15 protein-coding genes are annotated in these 17,888 nt (G+C 35.3%); 12 read left to right on the forward strand and 3 right to left on the reverse strand.

The genetic code is table 11. The features are described 5' to 3' along the window. Nucleotides 1-79: 79 nt before the first annotated feature. The 3 genes from ACHRWY_RS03855 to ACHRWY_RS03865 are packed head-to-tail and all read left to right on the forward strand — an operon-like array spanning nt 80 to nt 2,581. Nucleotides 80-763: a type 1 glutamine amidotransferase domain-containing protein gene (locus ACHRWY_RS03855; protein ID WP_395352689.1), complete on the forward strand. Its 684-nt coding sequence runs from the start codon at nt 80-82 to the stop codon at nt 761-763. A gap of 43 nt (nt 764-806) precedes the next feature. Further along, on the forward strand, nt 807-2,120 hold the full coding sequence (gene mdlD, locus ACHRWY_RS03860) for an NAD(P)-dependent benzaldehyde dehydrogenase MdlD (protein ID WP_395352691.1): 1,314 nt from the start codon (nt 807-809) through the stop codon (nt 2,118-2,120). Between the two features lie 35 nt (nt 2,121-2,155). Then, on the forward strand, nt 2,156-2,581 hold the full coding sequence (locus ACHRWY_RS03865; protein ID WP_395352693.1) for an organic hydroperoxide resistance protein: 426 nt from the start codon (nt 2,156-2,158) through the stop codon (nt 2,579-2,581). Nucleotides 2,582-3,031: 450 nt separating this feature from the next. On the opposite strand, the gene ACHRWY_RS03870 is transcribed toward ACHRWY_RS03865, so the two are convergent. After that, complete coding sequence (locus tag ACHRWY_RS03870) at nt 3,032-3,448, reverse strand: winged helix-turn-helix transcriptional regulator (RefSeq protein ID WP_395352696.1); 417 nt, start codon at nt 3,446-3,448, stop codon at nt 3,032-3,034. Between the two features lie 511 nt (nt 3,449-3,959). Between ACHRWY_RS03870 and ACHRWY_RS03875 the strand changes: the two genes are divergently transcribed. Next, nucleotides 3,960-4,502, forward strand: coding sequence for a Crp/Fnr family transcriptional regulator (locus ACHRWY_RS03875; protein ID WP_395352698.1), 543 nt, complete (start codon nt 3,960-3,962; stop codon nt 4,500-4,502). 270 nt (nt 4,503-4,772) lie between these two features. Here ACHRWY_RS03875 and ACHRWY_RS03880 read toward each other — a convergent pair whose 3' ends face one another. Both ACHRWY_RS03880 and ACHRWY_RS03885 read right to left on the reverse strand, forming a co-directional pair. Continuing rightward, nucleotides 4,773-5,480 (reverse strand): LytR/AlgR family response regulator transcription factor, encoded by a 708-nt coding sequence (locus ACHRWY_RS03880; protein ID WP_395352700.1) that lies wholly within the window; start codon nt 5,478-5,480, stop codon nt 4,773-4,775. Further along, a complete protein-coding gene (locus ACHRWY_RS03885; protein WP_395352702.1) occupies nt 5,477-6,547 on the reverse strand; it encodes a sensor histidine kinase in 1,071 nt (356 codons plus the stop codon). Before ACHRWY_RS03885 ends, ACHRWY_RS03880 begins: the two co-directional genes overlap by 4 nt. 203 nt (nt 6,548-6,750) lie before the next feature. Here ACHRWY_RS03885 and ACHRWY_RS03890 point away from each other — a divergent pair, with 203 nt between their 5' ends. The 8 genes from ACHRWY_RS03890 (at nt 6,751) to ACHRWY_RS03925 (ending at nt 17,886) form a co-directional block, all read left to right on the forward strand. Beyond that, nucleotides 6,751-7,293, forward strand: a complete 543-nt coding sequence (locus ACHRWY_RS03890; protein ID WP_395352704.1) for a class I SAM-dependent methyltransferase — start codon at nt 6,751-6,753, stop codon at nt 7,291-7,293. Between the two features lie 439 nt (nt 7,294-7,732). Beyond that, entirely contained in the window at nt 7,733-8,890 is a 1,158-nt protein-coding gene (locus ACHRWY_RS03895; RefSeq protein ID WP_395352705.1) for a redoxin domain-containing protein, read from the forward strand. Nucleotides 8,891-9,077: 187 nt separating this feature from the next. Then, on the forward strand, nt 9,078-10,220 hold the full coding sequence (locus tag ACHRWY_RS03900; RefSeq protein WP_395352707.1) for a TlpA family protein disulfide reductase: 1,143 nt from the start codon (nt 9,078-9,080) through the stop codon (nt 10,218-10,220). Nucleotides 10,221-10,320: 100 nt separating this feature from the next. Then, on the forward strand, nt 10,321-11,238 hold the full coding sequence (locus ACHRWY_RS03905; protein ID WP_395352709.1) for an ABC transporter ATP-binding protein: 918 nt from the start codon (nt 10,321-10,323) through the stop codon (nt 11,236-11,238). Nucleotides 11,239-11,243: 5 nt separating this feature from the next. Further along, nucleotides 11,244-12,026: an ABC transporter permease gene (locus tag ACHRWY_RS03910; RefSeq protein ID WP_395352711.1), complete on the forward strand. Its 783-nt coding sequence runs from the start codon at nt 11,244-11,246 to the stop codon at nt 12,024-12,026. Nucleotides 12,027-12,516: 490 nt separating this feature from the next. Continuing rightward, nucleotides 12,517-13,056 carry an RNA polymerase sigma-70 factor gene (locus ACHRWY_RS03915; RefSeq protein ID WP_395352712.1) on the forward strand — a complete coding sequence of 180 codons (540 nt, stop codon included), beginning with the start codon at nt 12,517-12,519 and terminating at the stop codon, nt 13,054-13,056. Nucleotides 13,057-13,177: 121 nt separating this feature from the next. Further along, nucleotides 13,178-14,341: a FecR family protein gene (locus ACHRWY_RS03920; RefSeq protein ID WP_395352714.1), complete on the forward strand. Its 1,164-nt coding sequence runs from the start codon at nt 13,178-13,180 to the stop codon at nt 14,339-14,341. Nucleotides 14,342-14,496: 155 nt separating this feature from the next. Further along, nucleotides 14,497-17,886 carry a SusC/RagA family TonB-linked outer membrane protein gene (locus ACHRWY_RS03925; protein WP_395352716.1) on the forward strand — a complete coding sequence of 1,130 codons (3,390 nt, stop codon included), beginning with the start codon at nt 14,497-14,499 and terminating at the stop codon, nt 17,884-17,886. Nucleotides 17,887-17,888: the final 2 nt, after the last annotated feature.

The following is a 17,888-nucleotide window of genomic DNA, read 5'->3' on the forward strand; positions in this document are numbered from 1 at the left end:
ACAAATTCAGGCTGCTTTACGCAGCGGATTTTGCGGAATTGAAAATAAAAACCAAATATTCATTTTTAAAGAAAATATTATGAAAATTTTATTTGTAGTTACCTCACACGATCAATTAGGAAATACAGGACACAAAACAGGTTTTTGGGTAGAAGAATTTGCCGCCCCGTATTATAAATTTTTAGACGAAGGTTACCAGATCACAGTAGCCACACCAAAAGGAGGCCAGGCGCCCATTGATCCAAACAGTGAGATAGAGTCTGCCCAAACCGGAGCGACACAAAGGTATTATAAAGATGAAAAAGCCCAGGAAGTTATTGCTAACACCCATAAGCTTTCTGAGATGAAAGCGACAGATTTTGATGCGGTTTTCTATCCCGGGGGCCATGGTCCGCTTTGGGATTTAGCAAATGACAGCAATTCGGCAAAGCTGATTTTAGATTTTTATAACAGCGGCAAATTAGTTGGAGCAGTTTGTCATGCTCCAGGTGCCTTTTTGAATGTAAAATTTGAAAACGGAAATCCTTTTATAAAAGGTAAGAACTTTACCGGTTTTGCCAATACAGAAGAAGATGCTGTAAAATTAACTGATGTGGTTCCTTTTCTTTTGGAAACTGAATTACAAAAATTAGGAGGGCATTACAGCAAAACGGCCGATTGGGGGATACATGTAGTGGAAGATGGTTTGTTAATTACAGGACAAAACCCGGGATCTTCAGAAAGTGTAGCCGATAAAATGATATCACGTCTAAGTAAATTGTAGGTCAAAGTTTATAAGATTTAAAAGGATATTGATAAAAAAATAAATGATGAATTCAAAAAAGATAGAAGAGATATTTCAAAGTCAGAAAGATTTCTTTGCCACACAAAAAACACAATCAGTGCCCTTTCGTAAAGCACAGCTGATGCGTCTTCGTGAAGTTTTTATTAGCCATACCGATGCTATTTGTGAGGCCTTATGGACGGATTTGGGAAAAAACAGAAAAGAAGCTCAATATGCCGAGGTGCAATTGGTGGTGGAAGAACTTGATTACTGTATTGAGAATATGGACCAATGGGCAAAACCTCAGGAAGTTCCCTCTAAATCACTGCCTTCTGGTGATAAGGTAAGTAGCAAAGTGACTCATCAGCCTTATGGTGTTATCTATATAATAGGGCCTTTTAATTACCCTGTCCAGTTAACTTTCAGTCCGCTTATTGGCGCTTTGATGACTGGAAACACAGTTATTGTAAAGCCTTCAGAAAATACCCCTGCGACAGCAGCCGTTATAGAAAACATTATAAGTGAGGCATTCTCTACTGATTATGCAGCAGTGGTACAAGGCGGTACCGAAGAAAATATTTTACTGCTCGGACTGCCTTTTGATTATATTTTCTTTACTGGAAGCGCTGCTGTGGGCAGAATTGTAATGGAAGCCGCAGCGAAACATCTGACCCCCTTAACATTGGAGCTGGGAGGGAAATCTCCAACTATTGTGCATCTGGATGCGGATCTGGATAAAACAGCTGAGAGAATTTCCCGCGGTAAATGGGCCAATTGCGGACAAACCTGTGTGGCGCCGGATTATGTATATGTACACCAGGAAGTGAAAGAAGCCTTTATCGAAAAAATGAAAGATTACCTTGAAGATAATTATCAAAATGAATCTTTGGGTAAAATTGGAAGGGTAGTTTCGCAAAAGCAAATTAAAAATCTTGCCGGTTATATTGAGTCTTCAAAAGATAAATTAATTTATGGAGGAAAGTATGATTTAGAAAATAGATTTTTTGAAGCTACACTTTTAGATAATGTGACCTGGGGTGATGCTGTGATGCAGCAGGAAATTTTTGGGCCCATCCTGCCTATTTTAAGTTATACCGATGTGAATGATGTACTTAAAGAAATTAACAGCCGTCCAAAACCATTGGCTTTGTATGTCTTTTCTCAAGACCAGGCTTTTGCGGAAAATGTACTTTCCAACACCAGCAGCGGGGATGCGGAAATAAACAGCACACTGATTCATGTAGGGTCTCACTTCCTACCATTTGGCGGAGTCGGAGCTTCAGGATTTGGGAAGTATCATGGCAGGTTTAGTTTTGGAACCTTCAGTCATCAGCGCTCTGTCTTACAAGTAAAATAATCACAAAGGAAGTTTATAGATAAATAAAAAAAGAAATGAAAATATTATATACCGCAGAAGCAACTGCAAAAGGAGGCCGTAATGGCCATGTAAAAAGCAATAACGGAGTATTAGATATAGAGGTAAGAATGCCAAAGGCACTAGGCGGTGCCAATGATAATTACACCAATCCTGAACAATTATTCGCAGCAGGTTATTCAGCCTGTTTTGACAGCGCACTGAGTGTGATTATAAAACAAGGGAAAATTCAAACAGGCGAAACAAGCGTAACTGCAAAGGTAGGAATCGGACAAAATGATAAAGGAGGTTTCGCCTTAGCAGTAGAGCTGCAGGTAAATATTCCGGAGGTCACTATAGACCAGGCCCATGAATTGGTAGAAAAAGCGCATCAGATTTGTCCTTATTCCAATGCCACCCGTGGGAATATAGAAGTAAATTTACTGGTTACTAATAATGCTTAAAAATTAGATAAAAGGGGCTGAAGAATTCAGCCCCTTTCTATTGTAACATTTTTTAGCTTTAATCTTTTTCTTGTATCGGATAGTTTTTTTAGCAAATAGATTATTTTATTCCAGAATGAAGGGACAGCTTGAGCAAAGGATCAGGGAGCTTGATTTTTTTCAGTATGTTATCTTCAGACCAGGACCTCTGGCAAGGAAAGGTTCAGATCGATTGCTAGAAAAAATAGCAGTAAGTGTAATAAAAATGTTCAATTCCATAGGTTTGTTTAGGAAATTCAGGCCTCTTTCCACAGAAATTCTTGTAGAGAAATTAATTAAATCCCCCAAAGTATCATAGCCTGAAACAACTATGGTGATTCTTGAGAGGATATTTGATTTCTAAGAACTTTTAACCCTGAAAAATGCTATTGGCATTAATGTTTTTCTAACAAATTTGGAAGGTGTTTTTTTTTATTTTGATTCCAAAGATTTTCTCCCTCTTTCTTCCTGTATTTTTTTGCGGTGCTCTGTTCCAAAATCCAGCAGTGATAAAATTACAGGTTTTACTGACCAGCTGTAATGAGTCAGCTCATATTCAATTCTCAGTGGATAATCTTTGTGAATCTTCTTTTCAATAAATCCGTTAAGTTCCATTTCTTTGAGCTCGTGAGCCAATACCTTGGAGGTTATTTTTGAAACTTCTTTCTGAATTTCACCAAATCTTTTGTTTCCCTGCATAAGTGCAATGGTTATGGGAATTCTCCATTTACCACTGATTATGTACAGGGCGTCCATAATGGGAAGTACCTGCGATTTGCATTGCAGTACCAGTGACTTGTCAAGTGTTTTATCTGTTCTGTCTTTTTCTTCTTCTTTAAAAGTTGTCATGCGTTTGATTTGAGAGTTTAGTTACCTAAAAGTAATGAGTTACCTTTAGGTAAGTGTGATAATTTACGGGTTAAAAAATGATACATTTGACCAGAAAATCTTGGATTATCTAAAAGTTGCATTTTACTATATTTTTCCCGAGTACATAAAATTTAAATGATTCCAAGACAGCAATAATGAAAGTATTTCATGTATTATTTTTTTATTTTGAAGCTTTTACAGGTTATGTTTTGAATTTGAAAAATCAAATTTATCATTTACAGGAACCGTTATTTTGTTTATTATACAAAAGCGGCTGTTTTTTAGACAAACCAGGTTTTAAAAAATGATTTTTATAAGTTTTAGTGAAAGTCACAGGTGAATTTTAATTCAGGTTAGATTCTTTAGGCTGTTTGTAATTTTATATCACAAGGAATCCAGAATAATTTTTACAGGAATAATAATTTAATCATTTCGTGTGTACATGTCATTTTCGAGTATTTTAATACAATAAATTATATTTTAAACTTAAATGGACTTAAATCTATTACAGAAGTCAGGAAATTGGGATAGATTCGGCAGTTTGTTTAAACAGGAAATTGTTAAAGCAAAAACAGTTTTATTAGAAGAAGGTGAGGTTTGCAAGAAAGCTTATTTTGTAGAAAAGGGATGTTTACGGTTTTGGTTTAAAAATGACGGTAAGGACATATCCTTTCAGTTTTTCTTTGAAGGAGACTTTATATTATGCATAGAAAGTTTCAAAACAGGACAGCCTAGTTTGTATGCCCTGGAAAGTATTGAACCCAGTACTCTCAGAACTGTCTCTAAAGAGGATTTTGAATTTATTATTGAGAATTCAGCTGAAATTAAAATTGGAATTGAGGAGCTTACTATACAATGGTTTTTGTTTTATCAGAAGCTTTTTATTTCACGTATCAAAGACAATCCGGAGAAACGATATCAGGAAATATTACACCAACAGCCTAAAATAGCAAAGCGTGTACCCTTAAATCACATCGCTTCCTATTTAGGCATAACTGCCGTTTCACTAAGCCGTATAAGAAATAGGAGGTAGCCAAGAATTGCAAAGCAGGGATCTTGGCGGTAAGATTCTTATTAAGTGTGATAATTGGCCGGTAAGGAAAAGGTAATTATTAAGGCATAATGGATAAAAAAGAAATTCAAAAAAGATACTCTTTTAGTAAGTCGCAATTAAAATGGAATTATATACATTCAATAGGTTCTTGCAATAATTAAATCATATTTTAAAATATATAATATTGATCCCTGATTTGTTAGTAAGAGATGCAGAATTAGAACTTCTAGTAATTCTTTTGTTTTGATGTTATTTTTTTCTGACCACCCGATCCAGGAAATCTTCCCTGTATATATTGCCTATAGGGATTTCTTTATCTAGTATTGTAATAGTGTTGTTATTAAAAACATTCACATAAAGGCTGTTAACGATATAGGATTTGCTGACCCTTATAAATTGATTTTGGGGCAATTCATGGTGAATCATCTTAAGATTCATGTTGGTAATTATTTTACTGTCTTTAAGAAATAATATAACATAATCCTTTAGTCCTTCAATATAGAAAATATCATTGTGTTTGATTTTAATGAACTGGCGATCGGCTCTTACCATGATATAATCTGAAGAAAATTCCAAAGAAGTATTCTGGTTTGCCTGCTCCAGTAGTACTGTATAATCCAAGGCTTTACGCACTGCCTGATGAAAGCGTTCGGGCTGAATAGGTTTTACCAGATAGTCAATAGCATCGACCTGATAACTATCCAGTGCATACTCAGAAAAAGCGGTTACAAAAATAATCATGGTATTTTTTCCAATGGAACGTGCGAGCTCAAGACCGTTCATACCGGGCATGCGGATATCTAAAAAAATAAGATCTACAGGATTAAGCATCAGGAAGGCCAAAGCTGATGCCGCCTGATTGAAACTTCCGACCACTTTCAAGTCAGAATACTCCTCGAGTAATAGTTGAATCCCGGTTCGGGCTAGTGGTTCATCATCTACAATAATACATTTCATAAGCTAAGGACTAAAGTTGCACAATATATTCCGTTTTTTTCCTGCATTTGAAGCTCATGCCTGCCGGGGTATAAAAGTTCCAGGCGGCGTTTTAAATTAGGCAGTCCAAAACCGCCATGCTCAGCACTTTTTGAATCAGAAACCGGATTCTTACAGGTAAAGACCAGTCCTTGCTCATTGAGAATAAAGGACAGCTCCACAAATGCCCCGGGTCCGGATGTAATGTTATGTTTAACTGCATTTTCTACAAAAGGGATAAATAGCAGTGGAGATACCTCTACCTGCCGATGGGTACCGGTTTGTTTAATTTCAAATTCAAAAAAGTCACGGCGCACTTTTTCTAAACTAAGAAAATGGTCCAAAAAGAGTATATCAGCACTCAAAAGCACCTTTTCGCGATTGCTGTCATATAACTGATACCGGAGAAACTCTGATAGTTTCTGCACGATCTGTCTTGCTTTGAGGGGATCAGTCTGAATAAGCACTTCAGTGCTGTTTAGCATATTAAATAGGGAATGTGGACTGATATTGGTTTTGAGCAGATCCAGTTCTGTCTGCAAGAGACTATTTTCAAGCTGAACGATTCTGTATTTATCCCTGAGCCATCTTTGAAAGAGTTTAATAGCGGCAGAGGCGCTGCAGAGGATAACTAAAATAATGATATAAAATACGCCACCCGCCCACAAAGCTTCCATTGGGATCGTTTTAGGCCCTTCAGCATTTTTGGGCAGCCAGAACCGAAGATAAGCAGCCAGAATAATATAAAAAACAATAAGATTTAGGATCAGCCAGAGGAAATAGCGAAGATATTTTCCCTTGAAAAGAAATTTTGGAATAAGAACAAACATGTTCACAAGGATCGGGCCTATAAGCGCGATCATCATTATAATATAGAACCCCAAAAGATCTTTTTCCCGGCCTTTGTCAATTCCTGAACTTACAAATAAAAGAAACAGCATTAAAAACAGGAACAGGATACCTCTTCGATATATACTGTACCTGTCATCCACAATAAACCTTAACAAGGGTTCTTCCTTAGGGATTTGATGTTTCTCTGGCTCATTCATAATCTATTACAATTTAGGCTTTTTAAAGTTCAAATTTCGAATTTTTAATTACTTTTTTGATGTTTTTTATACAAAACAGGACTTTTAATAGATAAAACAATCTAAAAAATATTTTAGTCTAGTATTCTCCCCTCTTGGTATAGAAAGAAAAAAAACAATTATAAATGACTCTAAATTTGTAAAAGAAAATAATAGAAAGCAAAATGTCAACATTTTTTAGAGAAGCATTTAGAAATATAAAACAGACGGGGTCAGTTGCTCCAAGTTCCAGGTTTCTTGCCGCTAAAATGACCCAGGATATTGACTTTAGCCAGAGATTGAAAATAGTTGAATTAGGGGCAGGTCAGGGAGTTATTACAAGACATATTCTTCATGAGATGAGTTCCTTTTCAAGTTTGATGAGTTTTGAGATCAACCCGTATCTATTTCGTGAAATAGCAAAAATAGAAGATAAACGATTTAACCCTATGATGGAATCAGCCCTTAGGCTTTCGAGTTTCAATGCGCAAAATTCGGTAGATTTTATCATTTCAAGTCTTCCCCTTGCCAATATGGACAAGCATACTAAAAAGGAAATTTTAAAATCGTGTTATGCTATTTTAAAACCTGGAGGACTCTATATTCAGTTTCAGTATGCCTTAAATGATTATGGCTTGATTAAAGATCATTATGATGAAATTCAATTAGGGTTCGAGCTGCTCAATTTTCCTCCGGCCTTTATTTATTATGCCAAAAAAGCACCATAATATATAGTAGTGATATTTTACCCATTGCAGTCCGGCAGACTTATTGGTGAAAATGTATTGGTGGAATTAATAGCATTTTACATGAAATAGAATTTACAGAAAGGTTAAATTATTGGAATCAAGTTTAAAAAAAATATAAATTTTTCAATTTTTTTTACCCTTCGATCATTATTAATCGTGTAAGTAGTATTAAAAGTGCCTGAATTTTATAAGATATGTTTAGAAAATTACAATTATTGATAAATATAATACAGCTTCTTTGTTAAGGAGTGTATGAAAAACAAAATTTTAACAGCTCGTCATTTAGTAAGGTGCTAATTTATATAAGTCTGCTTGTTAACCATTTAAGATGTGATTTTTTTAAGAGTTTATATCATGTTGCCAAATTAATTTTCTAATAACTATTATCAAATATAATAACAAACCAACCAGTAAAATAATGAACCAAACTATCAAAAAAATTGGATTTACAGCTTTATATATACTTAGTGTGTGTACCACAAAAGCTTTTTCACAAAATACGGTAAGTACAGGTCATTCGGCCTCTAATGAACAAGTTAAACTAGCTATTGGAGACAATGCGCCTAAGCTTGCTTATTCTAAATGGATACAGGGAAATCCTGTTAGTGAAATGACAAATGACAAAACTTATGTTGTCGAATTTTGGGCAAGCTGGTGTGGTCCATGTATTCATGCCATGCCGCATCTTTCAGAATTGGCAAAAAAATATGGTGAAGCCTATGTTTTTATTGGCTGTAATGTATTGGAGAAAGTAGGAAATAAACCTTATGAGTCCATACTTCCAAAAGTGACCAGTTTTGTTCAAAAGCAAAAAGCACTTGGAAGGCTAACCTATAATGTAATTGCGGATAACAATGCGCAGGATATGGATAAAAATTGGTTAGTAGCAGCAGGCATTGAAGGTATACCTGTAACTTTTGTGATAAACAAAGGAAAGGTTGCCTGGATGGGACATCCTGATTTTTTGGGTGATATTCTTGCTTCTATTGAAAATGGCTCTTTTGACATAGAAAAATCAAAGAAACAATATGCAGAGCAGAATGATCCCGGAGTAAAATTTCAACAGAAACTAAAAGAAAATAAGGATCGAATTTCAAAAGCGGAGACTGAAAAGGATTATGCAAAAGCATTGCAATATGTAGATGAGGCGAAGGCTTCCCAACCTGAGTTTAAGTTTATGTATATAGAGGATGAATTTAGAGTATTACTGGATCATTATGGTGAAGAAAGAGCAATGCAATATGGAGATCAAATAATAAAAAATGGAGGTGTAAGCTTAGAGGTTTTTGTAGCCTGCCTATATGAAAAAAAAGATATGTCTGCCAAGATGAACCAGTACGCAGTGAAAGTTGCAAGAAGCATGAAACAGGATTTTCCAAAAGCATTTCATATCATAGCATCATTTGAGGATAGGGCAGGATATTATGCTGAGGCAGCAGTATCTGAACAAAAAGCAATTGATCAGGCTAAAATTTTAATGAAAGAAAAACCTGATATGGAAGGCTTTTTTAATGCTGATGTTATGAAAGAATACCAAAATAAGGTGGATGAGTACAAGAAAAAGGCAATAAAATAGACTGATGCTATTTTATGGACTTCCAGGTTTACTGTTTTGCTATCAAGCCTTTTTAAGAATCTGCAACTAAGGATTTTATAAAATTGTTTTAAAAAGCAAAGGATTAAAATCACGGTTAAATAGGTTGCTATTTAACATGGATTAAATACTGTTAAAAGAAATAAATAATTATTAATCAAATATAACCATGAACAAGAGAATCAAACATTTCGGAATTATGACTTTGGCAGCATTGTCAATATTTTCGACACAAGTATTTGCACAAAGTGGAAGTACTGCATCTGCCGCGCCAGCTAAGTTAAATATTGGGGACCCGGCACCTAAACTTAAGTATTCAAAATGGATTCAGGGAAAACCTGTTACCGAGATCAAAGAGGATAAAATTTATGTTGTCGAGTTTTGGGCAACCTGGTGCGGCCCATGTATTATGGCGATGCCGCATCTTTCAAAATTGGCAGAAGAATACAGTAAAACACACGTTTTTATTGGCTGTAACGTACTGGAGAAAGTGGGAGATAAACCGTATGAATCCAGTACTGCAAAAGTTACCCGTTTTGTTCAGAAGCAAAATGAGCTTAAAAGGATGACTTATAATGTCATTATGGATAACAATGCACAGGATATGAACAAAAACTGGCTTGAGGCAGCAGGTGTGGAAGGGATACCGTCCTCTTTTGTGATTCAAAAAGGAAAAATCGCCTGGATTGGACACCCTGATGGTTTAAATGATATTCTAAAAGCTATTGCAGAGGGTTCGTATGATGTGGATAAGGCAAGGGCAGAATTTGATAAACAGCAGGCTGAAGGACTTGCCTTTACAAAAAAGATGGAAGATCATAAATCTTTAATTGCCAAGGCAGAATCTGAAAAAGATTATACAAAGGCTTTGGGTTATGTAGATGCAGCAATGGCCGACATGCCTGACTTTAAGTTTGTATTTATGACTGATAAGTTTAGAATATTGTTAGATCAATTTGGCGAAGACAAGGCCATCGCATACGGAGATGAAGTATTAAAAGGAAATGTTGGGGTACAGTCTTTGACTATTTATATGCTGCAAAGAGAAGACCTATCTCCTAAAATGAAAAAATATTCGGTGGATTTTGGAAGACAATTAAAAAAGGACAGTCCTGCCATCTACCATGTAGTTGCTTTACTAGAGGCGAGAGCCGGATATTATAAAGAGGCAGCGGCATCAGAGCAACAAGCCATAGATGGAGCCATAGAACTTGTAAAAGTACAGCCTGAGATGAAAGGCTTCTTTAATGATGATCTTCTAAAAGAGTACAAAATAAATCTTGAAGATTACAAGAAAAAAGCAGCGAAATAATATTGAATATTTTAAAAAAAAGGCTTAGCTATACACATTGTTAAGCCTTTTAAAATAAGGAAAAACAATTATAGATTATTTAAATAATCACAGAAAGTATATGAGCGAGTTTATAATAGATACAAAAAACCTTAATTTCTCCTATAACAAAACACATCAGGATATTGAAAATATGGAAATCAATGTTCCTAAAGGCAGTATTTATGGGTTTTTAGGACCAAATGGTGCCGGAAAAAGCACAACGATTCGTTTAATATTAGGACTTTTAAAAAAGCATTCAGGAACGGTTGCTCTTTTTGGACAAAAATATGATGAAAAAACAAGGACTGATATTTTAAGTAAAGTTGGAGCCTTGATAGAGAATCCTTCTCTGTATGAGCATCTAAATGCTGTAGATAATTTAAGGATTGCAGCAAATTACCGTCAGGATATCTCCCCTGCCAGAATTGATGAAGTTTTAGAGATTGTAAATCTGGCAGGTGCCCGAAAGAAAAAAGTAAAAGAATATTCTTTGGGAATGAAACAACGTCTGGGGCTGGCTATTTCGCTGTTAAGCAATCCGGAACTTATTATTCTGGATGAGCCAACAAACGGTCTGGATCCCAAAGGGATTATTGAAATGAGAGCCCTGATTATCGATTTAAACAAAAAATTGGGGACTACAATTTTTATTTCCAGTCACTTACTCAGTGAGATAGAGAGAACATGTACCCATGTTGGTATTATCAGAAATGGCAAAATGGTTTATCAGGACACTGTAGCGGCCTTAAAAGAATCTAAGGGAAAAAATATTGTAATAGATATCGAAGTTGATAATTTTATTGAGGCAATGAGAGTTTTAGAAAATTTAAAAAAAGAAAACGCTTCTTTGCTTGATAATTTTTTACAAATTGAAGTAGAAAATAAAGAAGAAATCACAAAAGTAATTGATGCTTTGAGGGCTCAGAAGATTAATATTTATCAAGTTTCAATAAAAAATAATCTGGAAGACCTCTTCTTATCACTGACAGAAAACTAAACCTTATGACAGCAATATCATTTTATATATCAAGTGTAAAAAGTGAACTTATTAAACTAAAAAATACGTCTGCTTTTTGGCTCACAATTATCACGGCATTACTTTTCCCGGTATTATTTTTTACCGGATACTTTTTTATGCATAAAAAATTAGCTCCTCTGGCAGGAGTAAACCCATGGGAGCAGTTTATTACTTCACAGATTCAATCTTTCGTTCCTTTTTTTATCCCAATGTTTATTGTGCTGATTGCAAGTTTAATTATGCAAATTGAACATAAATCACTGGGATTGAAATATGTATTTGCTCAGCCTGTCCCTAAATGGAGTGTGTATTTTGGTAAACTGACTATTGTCATTTTCGCCATCTTTACTATTTTTATTCTTAATTATTCTGCCATTGTATTATCGGGTTTATTATTGGGACTCATTCATTCCGATTTGGCTTTTTTAAATTTTCAACCTGAACATTTAAAGAATATAAAGCTCCTTGGCAATGTTTTTCTAGCTTGTCTGGGAATTATTGGAATCCAGTTTTGGTTGAGTTTTAGGTTCAAGAACTTTATTTTTCCTCTGGGATTTGGTGTGTTTTTGGCCATTATTGGTGTTCTGATTGTTCAGCTGCCTGAAGCGATTTATTTTCCATATTCGTTTTGCGTATTATCGGTTTCGGGAGTCACTAAAGTCCCATTACTTTTTGGTGTTTCCTCAGTTACTGTCTTTAGTAGTATATGTTTTGCAGTTACTGCCGTTTTGGGATATGTGAATATTGCCAAAAGAAATATCTCATAATAGAATTATAGCCCCAGGAAATAGAAGTGAAATAATTTTCAAAAAGCTCAGCTGTATGCTGAGCTTTTTGTTTTACTCTTTGTAAATGAACCTAAAAACAATAGTTAAAAGAATGAATAATATTATAATAACAAAGTGTTTTTTCAGCTCGTTTTTATTTAAAAAAAGATGCTTAAGTATTGCTTTTTGGTGTTATGACAGCACTGCTTTTTTAACCGTTATTATACTGTAATTTTGTATAACCAACACTACTGTTTTTAAAATAAGATTGTAGGATTTTAAAGCTTTTTGCCAAAACTGCTGAATTATCAAATGAAGCGAATTAAGTGATGTATGTTATTAAATCAACATTAAAAAAGTATATCCCTGATTTTTTTCAAAAAAAAGGGATAAAAAAAAACAATTTTATTAAATTTATGTTAACGTTAAGTTTTTAGCTGTTTTTACTTAAATTTGGTAAGAATCACAGATAAATATTTAATTTACAGTAATGACTTTAAAAGAATTCAAACAAATATATGATAAGCTTTATGTTAGTTTATGCTTGTTTTCTAACGAGTATGTACATGACCTGGATTTATCTAAAGATATTGTTCAGGATGTATTTATAAAAGTTTGGGAAAAACAAGTGCCCTATATCTGTGAAAATACTATCAGGTCTTTTTTATACACCTCTGTAAAAAATAAGTCTTTGGATCATTTAAAAAGCAAACGTGTAAAAATCACTGATGCTCTTTCTGATAAAGAGGTTGAAATAGTGGATAACGATTCGGTATTTTTAAAAGAAGTGGCTATTGCCGAAATTTCTTCTCATATAGACAAAGCAATAGATACATTACCTAAAAAATGCGCTGTAATTTTAAGGCTGAGCATTAGTGAGCACACCAATGTTGAAATTGCTGAGAAATTAAATGTTTCTATAGATACAGTTAAGTATTATAAGAAGATCGGCTATGAAAAATTAAGGCCTCTTTTGAAAAACTATCATTTATTATTCTTATTTATCAAACTATTTGGCTTTAAATTCTAACAGAGTTTATGTTCGGGATAAAATAATTCTTCTTCATTAAAAAAAATAATAAAATAAATTAACTTTTTTTTACCCTATTGTAAAGTTTAATCGTGTTACTAATAAACAGATCTTTAATTTCATGTTAAATATAGATAAAATCATCAGTGCTTCCAGGCAAATCGCATCCTCTTTACTAAAGGGGAAAAATCCGACGGAGATAGACCGTTTAGATTTTTTTACCCCTGAAGAGAAACAGGATATACTTAAAGAGTTCACTGATAAAGAAAAGTCGGCTGAGCGTAATTATTTAAAAAGTCAGATTGATTCAAAGGAAGACTGGAAGATTATAAAGTCAAAAATAGAGGTACCGGTAAGAAAAATGTATTGGAGTTATGCCGCCGCCGCCGTTATTGGCTTGTTTGGAATTGGGTATTATTTTTCTACCTCAACTACTAATACCCCTAAAGAGAGGATCGAACAAAAGATTGTTTCTATTCCCGCAGGAAGTAATAAGGCTGCCTTGACCCTGGAAGACGGGACTGTAGTGCTGCTCGAAGAGGGAAAAACATTTAATAAAAGCAATGCCCATAGTAAGGGAAGTGAAATCTATTATAATGATGAACAGGATTATATCGCAAAAAAAACGGCCTATAATTACTTAACTATTCCAAGGGGAGCCCAGTTTTTTGTTATGCTCTCCGATGGAACCAAAGTATGGCTGAATTCAGAATCCAAGATTAAGTATCCTGTAAATTTTGTCGATGGAAATCCAAGGGATGTAGAACTGGTTTACGGTGAGGCTTATTTTGAGGTTTCTCCAAGTACGCTGCATAAGGGGTCAAAGTTTAAGGTCGTAACAGGAGAACAGCAGATTGAGGTTTTGGGTACCCAGTTTAATATCAAAGCCTATCAGGATGAGGACGACATTTATACCACCTTAGTGGAAGGTTCTATAGCGCACCATTTATTTAAAGAAAGCAGAAAGCTGGTTCCGGGAGAGCAGTCAGTACTAAATAAGCAAACCAATTTGATAACCGTAAAAAAGGTAGAGACACAATATGAAACAGGATGGAAAGACGGAGTGTTTAGTTTTGACGATAAAACATTAAAAGAAATTATGGTCGTTTTATCAAGGTGGTATGATGTCAATATTGTTTTTGAGAATAAAGAACTCGAATCCATTAAGTTTAACGGACAAATTAAAAAAAGTAAGGATTTAAAGGAAATATTAGATTTAATTAAAAACACTCATTTTATTAATGCCTATGAAATAAAAAACAAGACTATTTTATTAAAAAAATAGGGGAATAAAGCTGTCACTCGCCAAAGTATATTCGGCTCTATCCCCTCAAATACAATTAGCCAAAATAATTTAACCAATTAATACCGTCCAAATTTATGGAAAATAAATTTATTAATGTTTGTTTCTTTAATGGAAATAAACTTTTTCAAATTCTTATGCGAACCTTTCTCTTCTTAGTATGTTCTGCAGTTTTTGGTTTTACCCCAGGTAAAATTTTATCACAGAACGCAAAAATTACTATTAATTCGAATCAAACTCTTACTGTTGATCAGGTATTTAAGTTGATTAAGAGTCAGACTGACTATGTCTTTATTTATCAGGCAAATCTCTTTGATAGTTATCCGAAAGTTGAAGTAAAAAAAGGTGTCATAAAAGCGAATGATCTCCTTGCCCTTAGTTTGGGAAAAGGCCGTTTTAATTTTAGATTTACTGATGAAAGCACTATTGTTATTGATGAAAGCCCAGTAAAACCGCAATTGGTTAAAATTAAAGGCCAGGTTGTGGATGAATCGGGGATTTCCATTCCTGGTGTGAACGTTGTCATATCGAGAAATAAACCTAATGCAGACGGAACTTTTGCAAATGTAGTAAGGCAGGCCAGTACGGATTATGACGGTAGTTTTTCATTAGATGCCGAGACAGGTTATTATATAATTATTTCCTACATGGGCCATGAGTGCTATTCTGAGGTAGTAACAAGTGCGAAATCCTTTTATAAAATTCAGCTTAAATTAGAAACCAGTAAATTAAATGAGGTTGTAATTGTGGGATATGGCCAGACAAAAAGGAAAGATCTTACCGGAAGTATAGCATCGGTAAGCGCCAAAGAAATACAACAGGTTAAGACCCAGAGTATAGACAACGCCCTGGCAGGAAGAATGTCAGGAGTGTACGTTCAGGGACAAGGAGGAGGGCCGGGAGCCGGTTCGATGGTTACCATTAGAGGTATGAGCGCAATTACGGGAGATAATCAGCCCCTTTATGTTGTTGATGGTATTCCCATTGTAATTAATCCGCTCTTTGGCAATTCAACATTAGCCAGTAACAGAGAGAATCCACTATTGGCAATCAACCCTGATGATGTAGAACGTGTAGATGTACTTAAGGATGCCTCAGCTGCAGCTATTTATGGATCAAGGGCTGCAAACGGAGTGGTTTTAATTACCACAAAAAGAGGCAAAAGAAATGTTAAACCTCAATTTACCGCTTCTGTCAATACTACTATTCAGACCCCTATAGCGACTTACGATGTTTTAAATGCTTCACAGTATAAAGCTTTTGTAAGTGCCGGTGCCGCGGCAAGAATTGCAAATGGCTCCTCTACAGCTTTGGATGATCAGATTGTAAATGATCCTGCCTCTTTTTTTGGAACACAAAATACAGATTGGCAGCGTAAGTCTACCAATGTTGCTGCAATGTGGTACGATTACAGGGTAGGGTTTACCGGAGGCACGGAGCATACTAATTTTCTTGTTTCGAGTAATGTTACGGATCAGCAGGGAATATTTTTGGGATCCAAGTACAATGCTTATAACCTGACAATGAATATAGATTCAGATATAACCAATTCACTTAAAGTTGGAGCTTCGATAAACTACAGTTATACGGTTAATAAAACTTCAGGAATTACCAATATGGAGAGTATCTCCACATTTAGACCTGACCTTGGTGTTTACGATCAGTCGGGTGCGTATACCTCATATCCCTTGTATGGTATATTAAATGTCAGAAATCCTGTAGGCGGAGTAGGGCAGGATCGCAATAAAAGAACGGGTCAGAATATGTACGGAACGGTTTACGGAGAGTATAAAATTATTGAAGGTTTAAAATTTAAATCCCAGGTCAATGTTGGGTTAACCTCAAGTCAGACCAATAATTTTTCTCCTTCATTTAATGCTATTTCCAGAGTATTAAATGGCGGGACATTAGAGGCAAGCTTATATAATCAGTTTTCAACCGGGTATACAACGGTTTTCAGTAATACTTTATCTTATATAAAAGCATTTGGATCTCATCATATTGACGCAGTATTGGGAGTTTCCTGGGACAGGTCAAAGCAGGAATTAAATTCACAGGAATATTTAGGATTTCCTGATGATTATATCCTGACCAATATAGGAAATGCCAACAGGGTCAATAAGTTCAGTAGTGATGCAATTGAGAGCGGGCTCAATTCTCAGTTTGTACGTGTAAATTACAACTATAAGGATTTATGGCTGGCTACTTTTACTGCCAGAAGAGATGGTTCTACAAAGTTCGGACCTAATAACCAATATGGTTTTTTCCCATCGGGAGCCATTGCATGGAATCTTCACAACGAGAAGTTTTTTCAAAATAAAGTGGTCGATAAGTTAAAACTAAAAGCCTCTGTGGGAAGAACAGGTTCTGATAATTTAGCTTCTTTTTCTTATTTGGCTTATTTTACTTCCGGAAACAGATATGTTGATATCAATGGTACTGCCGTAAATGGTATTCCTAATCCCGATATAAGATGGGAACAGACCAATCAAATTGATTTGGGTATGGAGTTTGGGCTTTTTAACAATGCTATTTATGGAGAAGTGGGGTATTTTCAAAAAAACACCAGCGGTATTATTCTCTATACTCCACTGCCGCCTGAAACAGGTTTTTCTACCTTTAATTCCAATATTGCCGATGTCAGTAATAAAGGATGGGAAATAAGTTTAGGGGCTAATATTATCCGCACTAAAGATTTTAGCTGGACTTCGGACCTGAATATTTCATTTATAAAAAACAAGGTTGATAATTTACATGGAGGGTCTTATTTTTCCGGAGGCAGTAATATAAGTGGTTTGGTACAGGGGCAGCCTTTAGGAGTTTTGATAGGTTATCAGGTAATTGGAATTGCCCAATCACAGGCTCAAATTGATAAACTCAATAGCGAATCCAGTGATGGGAGTTATTGGGCTTCACTTCAGCAGCCTGGGGATTATATCATAAAAGATGTCAATGGAGATGGTAAAATTACTGCCGATGACAGGGTTCCTTTAGGAAGCATTGTGCCGGATTATTACGGAGGGTGGAGCAATACTTTCCGTTACAAAAACTTTGACCTGGGGTTAAACTTTCAATTTGTTAAAGGAAACAGCAGGGAGATCAGTAATGTGATGACTCGATACCTGACTAATGAGGATCCTTATAGTAACACTACGACAACCGGAGCATATAATACCTGGACACCTGAGAATACAGGTGCCAAATACGGACGTTTAGGGTCACCGGTTGACGCAGGAGGTAACGGCTATTTGTCCACGTTTGTAGAAGATGCTTCTTTTATTAGGGTTAAATCATTGTCTTTGGGGTATAACTTACCATCACAGGGACTTAAAAAGTATGGCCTTTCAAGTTTGCGTTTTTCTGTAATGGGGAATAATTTATTGACATTTACCAAATACAGCGGCTTAGATCCTGAGGCGGTAAGTAAAGTAAGACCTGGAACTGGTGTTTTTGATCTGACCAGGGATGAGGGGTTTTCTTATCCGCTTGTTAAAACTTTCACTACGTCGATAAATGTAACATTCTAAAA

This window comes from Flavobacterium sp. FlaQc-48 (assembly GCF_044007335.1).
Taxonomy (GTDB): domain Bacteria; phylum Bacteroidota; class Bacteroidia; order Flavobacteriales; family Flavobacteriaceae; genus Flavobacterium.

Excerpts from the sequence above, each read along its gene's own strand:
- ACHRWY_RS03920 (WP_395352714.1), top strand. The coding sequence starts at position 13,178 with ATGTTAAATATAGATAAAATCATCAGTGCTTCCAGGCAAATCGCATCC.
- ACHRWY_RS03900 (WP_395352707.1), top strand. The coding sequence starts at position 9,078 with ATGAACAAGAGAATCAAACATTTCGGAATTATGACTTTGGCAGCATTG.
- ACHRWY_RS03865 (WP_395352693.1), top strand. The coding sequence starts at position 2,156 with ATGAAAATATTATATACCGCAGAAGCAACTGCAAAAGGAGGCCGTAAT.
- ACHRWY_RS03890 (WP_395352704.1), top strand. The coding sequence starts at position 6,751 with ATGTCAACATTTTTTAGAGAAGCATTTAGAAATATAAAACAGACGGGG.
- ACHRWY_RS03880 (WP_395352700.1), bottom strand. The coding sequence starts at position 5,480 with ATGAAATGTATTATTGTAGATGATGAACCACTAGCCCGAACCGGGATT.
- ACHRWY_RS03925 (WP_395352716.1), top strand. The coding sequence starts at position 14,497 with ATGCGAACCTTTCTCTTCTTAGTATGTTCTGCAGTTTTTGGTTTTACC.
- ACHRWY_RS03870 (WP_395352696.1), bottom strand. The coding sequence starts at position 3,448 with ATGACAACTTTTAAAGAAGAAGAAAAAGACAGAACAGATAAAACACTT.
- ACHRWY_RS03855 (WP_395352689.1), top strand. The coding sequence starts at position 80 with ATGAAAATTTTATTTGTAGTTACCTCACACGATCAATTAGGAAATACA.
- ACHRWY_RS03885 (WP_395352702.1), bottom strand. The coding sequence starts at position 6,547 with ATGAATGAGCCAGAGAAACATCAAATCCCTAAGGAAGAACCCTTGTTA.
- ACHRWY_RS03915 (WP_395352712.1), top strand. The coding sequence starts at position 12,517 with ATGACTTTAAAAGAATTCAAACAAATATATGATAAGCTTTATGTTAGT.
- ACHRWY_RS03905 (WP_395352709.1), top strand. The coding sequence starts at position 10,321 with ATGAGCGAGTTTATAATAGATACAAAAAACCTTAATTTCTCCTATAAC.
- ACHRWY_RS03910 (WP_395352711.1), top strand. The coding sequence starts at position 11,244 with ATGACAGCAATATCATTTTATATATCAAGTGTAAAAAGTGAACTTATT.
- ACHRWY_RS03895 (WP_395352705.1), top strand. The coding sequence starts at position 7,733 with ATGAACCAAACTATCAAAAAAATTGGATTTACAGCTTTATATATACTT.
- ACHRWY_RS03875 (WP_395352698.1), top strand. The coding sequence starts at position 3,960 with ATGGACTTAAATCTATTACAGAAGTCAGGAAATTGGGATAGATTCGGC.
- mdlD (WP_395352691.1), top strand. The coding sequence starts at position 807 with ATGATGAATTCAAAAAAGATAGAAGAGATATTTCAAAGTCAGAAAGAT.